The sequence below is a fragment of the Rhodoferax sediminis genome (assembly GCF_006970865.1).
GTDB lineage: Bacteria > Pseudomonadota > Gammaproteobacteria > Burkholderiales > Burkholderiaceae_C > Rhodoferax_A > Rhodoferax_A sediminis.
In genome coordinates this window covers 3,099,178-3,112,766 of the sequence record NZ_CP035503.1, presented here as the reverse complement: position 1 = coordinate 3,112,766, position 13,589 = coordinate 3,099,178, and the positions used below count along the sequence as shown (strand labels likewise).

Genomic DNA, 13,589 nt, shown 5'->3' with positions numbered 1-13,589 from the left:
GATTTGTAAATTATTGTTGACCAAATGAAGGCTCACATTTATAGTTCGATTGTACGAAAAACGGAACTTGCTGTTCCGGAATCTATTTTTTTACCCGCACTCGCAAGGAGACATTGCATCATGAGTCAAAAACCAGCCGCTTCCGCAACCGCTCGAACTGTCGTTAGCGGTGTGCAAAAGATGACCCCTTCCGAGGCCTTTGTCGAGACTATGGTCGCCAATGGCGTGACCGACATGTTTGGCATCATGGGTTCGGCCTTCATGGATGCGATGGATATCTTCGCGCCCGCCGGTATCCGTTTGATCCCGGTCGTGCACGAACAAGGTGCTGCCCACATGGCTGACGGCTACGCCCGCGTGTCGGGCCGCCACGGCGTGACCATCGGCCAAAATGGCCCAGGCATCAGCAACTGCGTGACCGCCATTGCCGCCGCTTACTGGGCACACAGCCCGGTCGTCATCATTACCCCCGAGACCGGCACCACCGGCATCGGCCTGGGTGGTTTCCAGGAAGCCAACCAGCTGCCCATGTTCGAGGAGTTCACCAGGTACCAGGGCCATGTGACGCATCCCAAGCGCATGGCTGAATACACGGCACGCTGCTTTGACCGCGCCATGTCCGACAACGGCCCGACCCAGCTCAACATTCCCCGCGACTACTTCTACGGCGAGATCGAGTGCGAGATTCCCAAGCCAATGCGCGTTGACCGTGGCGCTGGCGGCGAAGAAACGCTGTCCGCCGCGGCCGAACTGCTGGCCACGGCCAAGTTCCCGGTCATTCTGGCCGGTGGCGGCGTGGTGATGGGCAACGCGGTGGAGGAGTGCAAGGCTCTGGCCGAGCGCTTGGGCGCGCCCGTGGTCACCGGCTACCTGCGCAATGACGCTTTTCCCGCCAGCCACCCGCTGTGGGCCGGCCCGCTGGGCTACCAGGGCTCCAAGGCTGCAATGAAGCTGATCGCCCAGGCTGACGTGGTGGTGGCGCTGGGTTCGCGCATGGGCCCCTTCGGCACGCTGCCGCAGCACGGCATGGACTACTGGCCCAAGAACGCCAAGATCATCCAGGTCGAGGCCGATCACACCAACCTGGGCCTGGTCAAGAAGATCACGGTCGGCATCTGCGGCGACGCCAAGGCTACCGCCGCTGAACTGACGCGCCGTCTGGTCGGCAAGACCCTGGCCTGCGATGCCACTAAGGAAGCGCGCGCCAAGACCGTCCAGGCCGAAAAAGACGCCTGGGAAAAGGAGCTGAACGAGTGGACGCACGAAAAAGACGCGTTCAGCCTCGACATGATCGAAGAGAACGCTAAGGAAAAGACCTTCAACGGTGGCGAGTACCTGCATCCCCGCCAGGTTCTGCGCGAACTCGAAAAAGCGATGCCGCCGCGCGCCATGGTGTCCACCGACATCGGTAACATCAACTCGGTGGCCAACAGCTACCTGCGTTTTGAAGAGCCGCGCAGCTTCTTTGCCCCGATGAGCTTCGGCAACTGCGGCTACGCGCTGCCGACCATGATCGGTGCCAAGCTGGCCGCGATGGACCGTCCTGCCATTGCCTACGCCGGGGACGGCGCCTGGGCCATGAGCATGGTTGAAATCCTGACCGCTGTGCGCCACAACATCCCGGTCACCGCCGTGGTCTTTCACAACCGCCAGTGGGGTGCCGAGAAGAAGAACCAGGTTGACTTCTACAACCGCCGCTTCGTGGCCGCCGAGTTGGAGAACGAAAGCTGGTCCGGCATGGCCAAGGCCATGGGCGCCGAAGCCATCATCGTGGATCACCTGGAAGACGTCGGCCCGGCGCTCAAGAAGGCCGTTGACATGCAGATGAACGAAGGCAAGACTTGTGTGATCGAGATCATGTGCACACGCGAGTTGGGTGACCCGTTCCGCCGCGACGCGCTGGCCAAGCCGGTGCGCCTGCTTGAGAAGTACAAGGACTACGTCTGACAACCCGAACGGGGAAGCCCTGAAATGGGTTCGGTCTTATCTTGGGGCGCTGGTGCATTCGCGCGCGAGCACCCGCCCCTGGATAGGTGCTGTGCGGGCGGGCGTGTACGCCTCCTGCACGGAGTGACGGCCCCTATGAGGCATGGGCGTTCGAGCACTCATTACGTTCAGCGAGAGCAATAAAATGACAAGCGAATCCCGCGGTTCAAGCGGTCTCCAGCATAGTCTGAAGCAGCGCCACATGACCATGATCGCTCTGGGTGGCGTGATCGGTGCCGGTCTGTTTGTGGGTAGCGGTGTAGTGGTCCAGCAGGCTGGCCCTGCTGCCGTCATCTCGTTTCTGATTACCGGCGTGTTGGTGGTGCTGGTGATGCGCATGCTTGGCGAAATGGCCGTGGCGCTGCCGACCGTTGGATCCTTTTATGAGTACGCCCGGCTGGCCTGGAGCGACCGGCCGGCTGTGGGCGAACTGGCTGGTTTCCTGACCGGCTGGATGTACTGGTACTTTTGGGTCATTGTCGTCGCACTCGAGGCGGTCGCGGGCGCCACTATCGTGCAATTTTGGCTCCCTGACGTGCCGGGTTGGGTCATCAGCCTGACGCTGCTGGTTTTGCTGACCCTGACGAATCTGATTTCCGTGAAGTCGTTCGGCGAGTTCGAATTCTGGTTTGCGTCAATCAAGGTTGCGGCGATCGTTGTGTTCCTGTTTCTGGGGGGGTTATACGTACTCGGCCTGTGGCCAGGCGTCTCGGCCAGCGTGGCCAACCTCACCGCGGACGGCGGCTTCGCTCCGCACGGTATCGTGCCGGTGCTGACTGGCGCGGTCGCGGCCACCGGGTTTTATTTCGGTGCGGAGATTGTGACGATCGCGGCGGCCGAGACGGCGGAGCCGGAAAAGGCAGTTGCGCAGGCCACCAATTCCGTGATCACTCGTGTGCTGGTGTTCTACGTTGGCTCGATATTCCTTGTCGTTTGCCTGGTGCCCTGGAACTCGATCGGCATGAAGACCCCGTATGTCAGTGCGCTCAACGTCATAGGTATCAAGGCGGCGGCGGAAATCATGAACGCCGTCATCCTGACCGCCGTGCTGTCGGCGCTGAACTCGGGGCTGTATGCCTCTTCAAGGATGTTGTTCGCCCTGACCAGGCGCGGCGACGCGCCGCGCGGCTTGGCCAAGCTGAGCCGTAACGGGGTACCTATCCGTGCGATCCTGATCGGCACACTGTTCGGCTACGTGGCTGTGATCATGTCGTACGTTTCGCCGGACAAGGTGTTTGCGTTTCTGGTCAACTCCTACGGTACGGTTGCGATATTTGTCTATATCCTGATTGCAGTCTCGCAGCTGCGCCTGCGCTCGCGGCTCGAGCGCGAGGATCCCGCACGGCTGCGGGTGCGCATGTGGTGCTATCCGTATCTGACATACGTGGCGATCTTCGCAATGGTGGCGATTGTCGTGGCGATGTGGTTCATCCCCGATCAGCGAACGCCATTGCTGCTGGGGGTGATCAGTCTGGGCATTCTCGTGCTGGCGTACGGGGCGCGAATGGTTTGGGGCAAGAGTCCTCAGATAGCCACTATCGCGCAAGAGCCTCATGGCTACCAGGAACTCTAGGCTCGTCACGGTGAACCCCGTCATGAATGAACATGCATCCCCTGATCTGCGCAGCGCTGCCGCTACACACCCCCGATTGCACGAGTTGGTTGAGCGCGCACGGCAGCGGGCTGGCACTCAGGCACCGGCTGTGGGTTTGGTATACCCGTGCGACGCACTTGCGCTGGGTGCGGCCGCGCAGATTGCTGCAGCCGGCATTGCCCGGCCGGTGCTGATTGGCCCCGCCGGGCCAATCGCCCGCGCGGCCAGCGCCGCTGGCGTGGACGTGGCGCAATTCGAACTCATTGATACGGCTGACGCTGGTCCCGAAGCGGCGTTGCGCGCGACCATGCTGGCGCGTGAGGGTGTGATTGGCGCACTGATGAAGGGCTCGTTGCATACCGACGAGTTGATGTCAGCGGTCGTGAACAAGCATTCCGGACTGCGCGGCAATACGCGCATCAGCCATGCGTTCGTGTTTGACTTGCCACGCTATCCAAAGCTGCTCGCGCTCGCCGACTGCGTTGTCAATATCGCCCCCAACCTGCACACCAAGCGCGACATCATCGGCAACGCAATCGCGCTGTTGCAACGACTCGGCGTCGCGCATCCTAAAGTCGCCATCGTCGCGGCGGTCGAAACCGTGAACCCGGCGATTCCGGCCACCGTGGACGCCCGGGCGCTGGTCGAGATGGCGCGGCAGGGTGCGTGGCCGGGTGCGATCGTGGAAGGCCCGTTTGGTTTCGACAATGCCATATCCGCCGATGCGGCGCGCATCAAGAAAATCAACTCCCAGGTCAGCGGCGATGCGGATCTGTTGCTGATGCCAGATCTGAATGCCGGCAATATGCTGTACAAAAGCTTCAATTACATCGGCGGTGGTGACTGCGCTGGCTTGGTGCTCGGGGCCAAAGTGCCGATAGTGTTGACTTCGCGTGCCGATTCGCTGCACTCGCGGATTGCATCGGTGGCGTTGGCGGTGCTCGCGTCAATCCCGTTGGATACCCCACTCGAGCCGCCAAGGAGCTGATGTGTTCAAGTTTCTCTCTAGCGAACCGCTACACAACCCGCTCGCATCGCCGACGCCGACGGCAAACACCGAGATCAAGACCACCACCTGCTACATGTGCGCCTGCCGCTGCGGCATTCGCGTGCATTTGCGCGATGGCGAGGTGCGCTATATCGACGGCAACCCGAACCACCCGTTGAACCAGGGCGTGATCTGCGCGAAAGGGTCGTCGGGCATCATGAAGCAATACTCGCCCGCGCGACTGACGCAGCCGCTGCGGCGCAAGCCGGATGCCGAGCGGGGGACGGCGGCGTTCGAGCCCATCTCATGGGATGAGGCATTTGACATCCTGGAAAAACGTCTCGCGCACATTCGGGCCACCGACCCCAAGCGCTTCGCGCTTTTCACCGGACGCGACCAGATGCAGGCGCTGACAGGCCTCTTCGCCAAGCAGTTCGGCACGCCGAACTACGCGGCGCATGGCGGCTTCTGTTCGTCCAATATGGCGGCCGGCATGATCTATACGATTGGCGGGTCATTCTGGGAATTCGGCGGCCCCGATCTCGACAGCGCCAAGTTGTTCGTGATGATCGGCACCGCCGAGGATCACCACTCGAACCCACTCAAGATTGCCCTGTCGAAGTTCAAGCGTGCGGGCGGCCGGTTTGTGTCGATCAACCCGGTGCGCACGGGTTACTCGGCGATTGCCGACGAGTGGGTGCCGATTCGTCCAGGCACCGATGGTGCCCTCTTTATGGCACTGATTCACGAACTGATCGCCAAAGGTCTCTACGATCAGCCGTTCATCGCACGCTATTCAAATGCAGGGGAACTGGTCAACGCGGATGCGGCCAGTGACGTTTTCGGCCTGTTCGTGCAGGACGATGCCAGTCCGGTGGGCAATGTGCTCTACCCGCAAAACAAGATGTGGTGGGATCGTCATACCGGGCGACCGGTCAAGACCCACACACGCGGCGCCGACCCATGCCTGACGGGCGAATTCACGCTACCCGGTGGGACACCCGTCAAGCCCGCATTTCAGTTGCTGCAGGAACAGGTTCAAAGCTGCACGCCGGAATGGGCGGAAGGTATTACCGGCATTCCCGCTGCCACCATTCGGCGCCTTGCGCTCGAAATGGGCGTTGCCGCCCGGGACCACAAGATCGAATTGCCCATACGCTGGACCGACGCCTGGGGCGAGACCCATGACACCGTTACCGGCAACCCGGTGGCGTTTCACGCGATGCGCGGCCTTGCGGCGCATTCGAATGGTTTCCAGACGATTCGCGCACTGGCGGTTCTGATGTCGCTGCTCGGCACCATCGACCGGCCCGGCGGCTTTCGCCATAAGGCGCCCTACCCGCGTGCGGTGCCGCCCTCGGCCAAACCGCCGAACAGTCCGGACCAGGTTCAACCGAACACTCCGCTGCCGGTGGGGCCGCTAGGCTGGCCGGCGGCGCCGGAAGACTTGTTCATTGACGCCGATGGCGGCCCACTGCGTATCGACAAGGCGTTTTCATGGGAATACCCGCTCGCGGTACACGGGTTGATGCACAGCGTCATCACCAATGCATGGCGCGGCGACCCTTACCCGATCGACACGTTGATGATCTTCATGGCAAACATGGCGTGGAACTCCTCGATGAACACCGTGGAAGTTCGCCAGATGCTGAACGACAAGCACGATAACGGTCCTGATAAGGGTGAGTACAAAATCCCGTTCATCGTCGTGTGCGACGCATTCCAGTCGGAAATGACGGCATTCGCGGATCTAATCCTGCCCGACACGACCTATCTCGAACGGCACGACGCGATGTCCGTGCTGGATCGGCCGATTTCCGAATTCGATGGTCCCGTCGATTCGGTGCGCGTGCCGGTTGTGCCGCGTACCGGCGAATGCAAGCCGTTTCAGGAGGTGCTGATTGAACTGGCCGGCCGCCTGAAATTCCCGGCTTTTACCGCCGCCGACGGCACGCGCAAGTTCAAGGACTATCCCGATTTCATCGTCAACTTTCAGACCGCCCCGGATTCCGGTACGGGCTTCCTCATCGGCTGGCGCGGCAAGAACGGAGACAAGGCGCTCGTTGGCGAGCCGAACCCGAACCAGTGGGAACAGTATGCGAAGAACAATTGCGTGTTCCATTACACGCTGGATGAATCGCTGCAGTACATGCGCAACTGCAATGGCCCCTACCTGCAATGGGCGCAGGACAACGGGATGCGCAAGTTCAAGGAGCCGATCGTTATCCAGCTGTATTCGGACGTCATGCAGAAATTTCGTCTCGCCGCACAAGGCAAGACACGCGGACGCCAGCCGCCCGAGCATCTGCGCGAACGGATCGCCCGTCATTTCGACCCACTGCCATTCTGGTACGAGCCGCTTGAGCACGACGTGACCGAGATGAAGAAATATCCGCTTGCGGCGATTACCCAGCGGCCGATGGCGATGTACCACTCCTGGGATTCGCAAAACGCCTGGTTGCGCCAGATCCACGCCGAGAACTACCTGTTCGTGAATCCGGGTATGGCCGCTGCTGCGGGTATCGAGGACGGCGCCTGGATCTACGTCGAGTCGCAGTGGGGCAGGGTTCGGTGCATGGCCCGTTACAGCGAAGCGGTCGAGCCCGGCACCGTGTGGACCTGGAACGCGATTGGCAAGGCTGCGGGCGCGTGGAACCTGGGCCCTGACGCGAACGAATCTCAGCGCGGCTTCCTGCTGAACCACCTGATCTCCGACGAGTTGCCGGCCGCGCATGGGCGCGTGTCGAACTCCGATCCGATCACCGGGCAGGCGGCGTGGTACGACGTGCGGGTGCGGGTCTATCCCGCCGAGGCAGAGGCCCGCACGACGTTGCCGCAGTTCGATGCGATGCCCGTGTTACCCGGCACGACCAGTGTTGTGAAGCGCGTGTTCCAGGCATATTTTGCGGGGCAGGGCGAATTCAAGGCTCGGCTGAAGGGAGTGAAAAAATCATGATCCACTGGCTTCAAGATTTGATCAAGCGCAATGCCGTCGCCGAAGCCCCGGCACGCGTCGTTACGGCACCACCAAAGGCTGCGACCAGAGTACGTGCCGAGCCGGGCGAGACGCTGGCCAAGCAGCTCGCACTGGTGATCGACCTGAACGTCTGCGTGGGCTGCCACGCCTGCGTGACCTCGTGCAAGCAATGGAACACCTCGGGATCGGCCGGCCCATTGGTCGATGAGCACGCCTACGGCGCCGACCCGACCGGCACCTTCTTTAACCGGGTGCAAACCTACGAGGCCGGCAGCTTCCCCGGCACCGAGACGATCCACTTCCCGAAGAGCTGCCTGCACTGCGAAGACCCGCCCTGTGTGCCGGTATGCCCCACCGGTGCGAGCTACAAGCGCAAGGAAGACGGCATCGTACTGGTCGACTATGACAAATGCATCGGCTGCAAATATTGCGCCTGGGCTTGTCCGTATGGTGCGCGCGAGATCGACGAAGAGCGCCAGGTGATGACCAAGTGCACCTTGTGCGTCGACCGCATCTACGACGAGCGCCTGCCCAAGGAAGACCGCAGGCCCGCCTGCGTGATGGCCTGCCCGACCGGCGCGCGTCTGTTCGGCGATGTGAAGGATCCGAACTCCGACGTGTCGATTGCAATCCGCGAGCGCGGTGGCTATTCGCTGATGCCGGAATGGGAGACGAACCCGGCGAACCAGTACCTGCCGCGACGCATTACCGAGGTTGCGGGCGACACCCGCGCGAAGGGCGAGCCATGAAGCCGGCGTTCTCGGTAGTGGTTTTCACGACGATCGCCGGCGCCGCGCAGGGGCTGGTCGTGACGCTCGCACTTGCGCTGCTCGCGGGCCTGCCACTGCCGCAAGGTTTCATGAGTCTCGCGCTGATCGTCGCGGTGGTGATGCTGCTGATCGGCCTGGGCGCCTCCTTCGGCCACTTGGGTCGACCTGAGCGCGCTTGGCGCGCGGCGATGATGTGGCGCACCTCGTGGCTATCGCGCGAGGTAATTGTGCTGCCGGCCTTTATCGGCATCAATGTGTTGTGGTGGCTGGCGCTGCGCAGCGGAATCGACACGCCCCTACTACCCTTGATCGCTATCCTCTTCGCCGCGCTGCTGTGGTACTGCACCGCAATGATATACGCCTGCCTGCGCTTCATCGAGGAGTGGGCGCAGCCTCTGACTCTGGTGAACTTTGTGCTGATCGGCTTGTCGTCTGGCCTCGTGCTGACGTGCGCACTCGGCTCGCTCGCGGGCGAAGTGCGCCTGGTACAGCTGGCGGGCCCGTGCGCGCTGGCCGTGACGCTGGCGGCTTGGGCCACGCGCATGCTGTCGCTGCGTCACAACGCCACGCTCAAACACAAGTCAACCCTGCAGTCGGCCACCGGCATCAAGTCCGGGAACATCGTGCAGAAATCGATGGGCATGTCCGCCGGTTCATTCAACACGCGAGAGTTCTTTCACGGCCGTACGTTGTTGGCGCTGAAGCAAGTGAAACTGCTCTTCATCATGCTGGGCTTCGTGCTGCCGGCTGCGTTGGCGCTGTGGGGCCTGGCTGGGGGGGCACACTGGCTTGGGCGCTCGCGGTGCTGGTGCAGGCGCCTGGACTGCTGGCCGAGCGCTGGTTTTTCTTCGCGCAAGCCAAGCACCCACAGAACCTGTACTACCAGGTTGTTTCCTGAGGCGTGATTGGAATCGGCAGTGTTGATTCGCGATTCCGCTAGAATTCCAACTGCTCCGGGGTGCAGTCTTGTCGGTGGCGACAAGGGTGGCTGAGATGGTCAGAACCAAACCCGCGAACTTGAATCGGATCATGCCGACGTAAGAAGAGCTGCCTTGGGATGCGCCATAAGCGTCCGCCGCATCTTTCGGAGTAAATTTGCAATCAGGCAACCGAAAGAGTGATGACAGTGAATGCGTTCGACAACTTCTTGTTCCAGTCTGGGCATACTCCGGCTAAAAGGCAACTGCTTATTTCGCAGGCAGGCTCAAAATGACCCAAGGTGCCGTGATCGACGGCCTGCTGGCTTATATGGCCACAGATCATTCGCCAGAGGATGAGTTTGATCAGCAAGCATTGAAGTTGTTTGCTTATCAGTATCAACATAATCGCCCTTTTCAGCGTTTCTGCCAGCAACGAGGCAAGACCGTACGCACTGTAAAAAGCTGGCGGGATATCCCTGCAGTTCCCATCAACGGATTCAAGGAGCTGACCTTGAGCTGTATTCCTGCGAGTGATGCAGAGCGCGTCTTCATGACCAGCGGCACGACGCAAGGCGATGTCAAGGGAAAACATCACCATCCCACCCTGTCGGTCTACGATTACTCGATGACGAAAAATTTCAGGCAAAGGTTCATGCAAGGCCGCGAAAGGATCCGCATGGGTGTTCTCTTCCCAACGGAAACGCTGCTGCCGAATTCGTCTCTGGCGCACTATCTGGCGCTCGCAGTCAAGGAGTTCGGCGCGCAGGAGAGTCACTATTTTTTGGCGCGAGAGGGGCTGGACATCGTGCGCCTCATCGCCGAATTGGAGCGAGCTGAGCGTGTCGCGGAGCCCTATGCCCTGTTGGGGGCGAGTTATAGCTTCGTACACCTTTTGGATGAACTGCACAAATTGGGAAAATCCTTTGTTTTGCCGCAGGGCAGCAAGGTATTGGATACGGGTGGATTCAAGGGACTGTCGCGTGAACTTTCCATGGAGGATTTCTATGCGCAGCTTTCCTCTGTGCTGGGCATCGAAAGACGCCAATGCATCAATATGTATGGCATGACCGAACTCAGCACGCAGTTTTACGACTCGGGCAATGCGGCTCTTCCAGCTGTCAAGACTGGCCCTCACTGGATCAGATCCAGGGTGGTGGATCCCTTGAGTGGAAAAGAGGTGCCGCGTGGTGAGCGCGGGATTCTGGCCCATTGCGATCTGGCCAACTTCAATTCGGTCACCACCATTCTGACCGAGGACGTGGGTGTCGCAGTGAACTCGGGCTTTCTGTTGCTGGGGCGCGCGCAAGGCAGCGCGGCCAAGGGATGCTCACTTGCCGTAGAAGAATTTCTGCAAGCGGCTTTAGGATGATGCCGATCCGCGAGATTGCCGGCTACCTTCCGGGCCTCAGGGCAGAGGAGGTGCAATGGCAGACGCTCACCTTCGGCAGCAGGGGCCAGCCCCTTGAAGTTGCCGTGCCCGTTCTAGGCGATGACCAAGCCATCGCGTTGATAGCAAGGGTCAAACAAGCGAGCCGTTCGTACCTGAAGTCGCTGACGGTGGCCCAGATCGTATCGATTGTGGATCAGGCGATAGCGCGGCTGCTGGATCCAAAGGACCCCTATCGCCAAAAGGCCGATACCTTGTTGCCCCTTGTGACGGGGTACGACCCTGAAATGGTTCGCCTTGGCTTGACCGGTTATTTGAAAACATTCCGCCGACCTCAGTTGCAGCGCTTTGTAGTCGAGGATTTCGGTAATCCGCAATTGCTCGATGAGTTTCAGCCGCGCCCGAAAGGCGGCTTCTCCAAGGCCTTTGGTGTCGATCTGGCGGTCCACGTGTGGGCGGGCAATGTGCCCGGCCTGTCATTGTGGAGCCTGATCTCCGGATTGCTGGTGAAGTCGGGCACGATTGGCAAGGTCGCGAGTACGGAGCCTCTTTTTGCTGGGTGGTTTGCACAACTGCTGGTGGACTTGGACCCCCTGCTGGCCAATTGCTTTGCGGTGGTGTGGTGGAAGGGGGGTGACGAAGCGCGAGAAAAGCATTTCTTCCAGCAAGCCGACCTGGTGCTCGCTTACGGCGGAAGCGCATCGCTGGAACAGGTCCGCCGTCAGGTACCCATCACCACACGGTTTTTACCCTATGGCCACAAACTCAGTCTGGGCATGATCTCAAGGAGAGCACTGGATGCCAGCAAGGCCTCGAAGACCGCACAGCAGGCCGCCTACGACGTGATGCGGTACGACCAGCAGGGCTGTTACTCGCCCCATGTGTTCTATGTGGAGCGGGGAGGAAAAATAACCCCTGAGGCGTTTTCGCGCTATCTCGCCAATGAACTCTCGTGTTTTGAGCGCAAGTTTCCGCGGCGCGCCCTGAGTCTGGATGAAGCCGCAAGCGTTGCCGACTGGCGTCAACGTGAAGAACTTAAGAGTCTCTCGCAACCGGGGCCGGATGTGGTGGGTGATGGACCCTGGACAGTCGTCTACAACGACACTGTGCAGGAACTGACGCCGAGTGGGTTGAACCGGACGATCAGGGTGATGGCTGTCGACCAATTGGCGCAAGTCATTCCCCTGATCGCACGCCACCGACCATTTTTGCAAACGGTCGGTTTGGCGGCTGCGCCACGTGAACTTTTTGAACTGGCAGAATTATTGGGACGAGTTGGCGTTACCCGCATCAGCGCGGTGGGGCAAATGACGGCTCCAGAGGCTGGCTGGCACCACGACGGACGCCCTGGTTTGCTGGACCTCACCTACACAGTCGACGTCGAGGCATCGGCAGAGGCCGCTTCGGAAACCTTTGCACCGTATGTTGACTAGGAATCCGGTATGAGCTTCCTGGAGATGCGCCACGTGAGCTATACCTACCGGGGACAGATGAAAGTTGTCCATCAGGTTGACTGGAACATCGAGCGAGGAGAGTTCCATTGTCTGGTGGGTCGCAGTGGCTGTGGAAAAACCACGCTGCTGAAGCTGGCCGCTGGTCTCTTGTTGCCGGATTCCGGGTTGATCACGCTGGATGGGAAAAGCCTTTTGAAGCCAGGCAGCCAGTTGGGTTTTGTTTTCCAGTCGCCGACCTTGCTCGAGTGGAAAAAGGTAATTGACAATGTTCTTTTGCCGATTGCGCTTCAGCGCAATCCCCTAATCCAGGACCGGGTGAGAGCCGAGAAGTTGCTTGAACTCGTGGGTCTGTCCGACTGCTGCGCACGCTATCCAACCGAATTGTCGGGGGGGCAGCAGAGCCGGGTCGCTATTGCACGAGCCCTTCTCCTGGAGCCGGCGCTCTTGTTGCTGGATGAGCCCTTCGCTGCCCTTGATGCGATCACCCGGGAGGAGCTGCAGGATGACTTCCTGAAAATCTGCCACCTGGGTCAAACGACAGTGTTCTTTGTGACGCACGACATCGGCGAAGCCGTTTATCTGGCGGATCGGGTTGCCGTGATGGCGCAAGGGCAGATCAGCGAAGACCTGCCAGTCGATTTGCCCCGGCCTCGCAGACGAGATGTGCGTTATGGCGCCCAGTTCAACGCCCTGTGTTCTCAGGTGCGCCAGGCCATGGACGACGTCACTGCATGAAGATGAGCCGCGCCAACACGAGCCGTATTTGTGCCTGGGCGCTTTTCATCAGCCTGATAGTGGGATGGGAGTTGTTTTCTCGCCTGTCGAACATGTCGGCGCTGGTGCTGCCGGCCCCGTCTGCGGTGGTGCATGCGCTTTGGAGCGGCGTCAAGACGGGTTATTACTGGCCGCATCTGGTGCAGACGGGCACCGAACTGGTTCTGGGCCTGACGATTGGTTGTGTGGTCGGGTTCCTGTGTGGGGTTGTGATGGGTGAGTCCGAATTTTTGCGGTCTCTTCTATTTCCCTATGTGATCGTCAGCCAGGTGGTCCCCAAATTGGCATTGGCGCCACTCTTTATCGTCTGGTTTGGATTTGGCATGAAATCGACCGTGGTCATCACGGCGCTGATCTGCTTTTTCCCGCTGATGGAAAACACGCTAACCAGTTTGCAACAGGTTGATCCTCAAAAACACGAGCTATTCCGGATGTTGGGAGCGACACGCCTGCAAACCCTGCTGCGTTTGAAGATCCCCTCGGGATTGCCGGGCATCATGGCGGGATTCCGGGTGGCCGTCGTGCTGGCCCTCGTGGGCGCGGTCGTCGGGGAATTCATTGGTGGCAGCAAAGGTTTGGGGGCGTTGATCATTGCTTCTCAGGGCATGATGGATACCCCCCTCATGTTCGCCGTGCTCTTGATCATTACTGTGTTGGGACTATTGGTTTATCAGATGGCGATTGCGATTGAACGGCTATTGCTGTCGCCGCATCTTAAATATAGAGAAAAGGAATAAAG

At 60.2% G+C, this 13,589-nt stretch carries 9 protein-coding genes and 1 pseudogene; all 10 read left to right on the top strand.

Annotated features, from left to right (window positions below):
* Positions 1-120: 120 nt before the first annotated feature.
* The 10 genes and pseudogenes from xsc to EUB48_RS15000 all read left to right on the top strand — a co-directional run bounded on the left by xsc (position 121) and on the right by EUB48_RS15000 (position 13,587).
* Positions 121-1,947 (top strand): sulfoacetaldehyde acetyltransferase, encoded by a 1,827-nt coding sequence (gene xsc / locus EUB48_RS15045; RefSeq protein ID WP_142819901.1) that lies wholly within the window; start codon positions 121-123, stop codon positions 1,945-1,947.
* 184 nt (positions 1,948-2,131) lie between these two features.
* Positions 2,132-3,559, top strand: coding sequence for an amino acid permease (locus tag EUB48_RS15040; RefSeq protein ID WP_142819900.1), 1,428 nt, complete (start codon positions 2,132-2,134; stop codon positions 3,557-3,559).
* A complete protein-coding gene (locus EUB48_RS15035; RefSeq protein ID WP_338052400.1) occupies positions 3,540-4,568 on the top strand; it encodes a bifunctional enoyl-CoA hydratase/phosphate acetyltransferase in 1,029 nt (342 codons plus the stop codon). The genes EUB48_RS15040 and EUB48_RS15035 overlap by 20 nt, the downstream gene beginning before the upstream one ends.
* A 94-nt stretch (positions 4,569-4,662) precedes the next feature.
* Positions 4,663-7,524, top strand: coding sequence for a molybdopterin oxidoreductase family protein (locus EUB48_RS15030; protein WP_142821325.1), 2,862 nt, complete (start codon positions 4,663-4,665; stop codon positions 7,522-7,524).
* The gene (locus EUB48_RS15025) at positions 7,521-8,294 is read left to right on the top strand and encodes a 4Fe-4S dicluster domain-containing protein (RefSeq protein WP_142819898.1); all 774 of its coding nucleotides are present in this window, start codon (positions 7,521-7,523) and stop codon (positions 8,292-8,294) included. The genes EUB48_RS15030 and EUB48_RS15025 overlap by 4 nt, the downstream gene beginning before the upstream one ends.
* Positions 8,291-9,213: pseudogene (locus EUB48_RS15020) on the top strand (dimethyl sulfoxide reductase anchor subunit family protein). The gene EUB48_RS15025 and the pseudogene EUB48_RS15020 overlap by 4 nt, the downstream one beginning before the upstream one ends.
* Before the next feature lie 311 nt (positions 9,214-9,524).
* Positions 9,525-10,604, top strand: a complete 1,080-nt coding sequence (locus EUB48_RS15015; RefSeq protein WP_142819897.1) for a LuxE/PaaK family acyltransferase — start codon at positions 9,525-9,527, stop codon at positions 10,602-10,604.
* Positions 10,601-12,055 carry an acyl-CoA reductase gene (locus tag EUB48_RS15010; RefSeq protein ID WP_420821417.1) on the top strand — a complete coding sequence of 485 codons (1,455 nt, stop codon included), beginning with the start codon at positions 10,601-10,603 and terminating at the stop codon, positions 12,053-12,055. Before EUB48_RS15015 ends, EUB48_RS15010 begins: the two co-directional genes overlap by 4 nt.
* Before the next feature lie 9 nt (positions 12,056-12,064).
* Positions 12,065-12,811 carry an ABC transporter ATP-binding protein gene (locus EUB48_RS15005; protein ID WP_142819896.1) on the top strand — a complete coding sequence of 249 codons (747 nt, stop codon included), beginning with the start codon at positions 12,065-12,067 and terminating at the stop codon, positions 12,809-12,811.
* 2 nt (positions 12,812-12,813) lie between these two features.
* Positions 12,814-13,587 carry an ABC transporter permease gene (locus tag EUB48_RS15000; protein ID WP_420821455.1) on the top strand — a complete coding sequence of 258 codons (774 nt, stop codon included), beginning with the start codon at positions 12,814-12,816 and terminating at the stop codon, positions 13,585-13,587.
* Positions 13,588-13,589 lie beyond the last annotated feature (2 nt).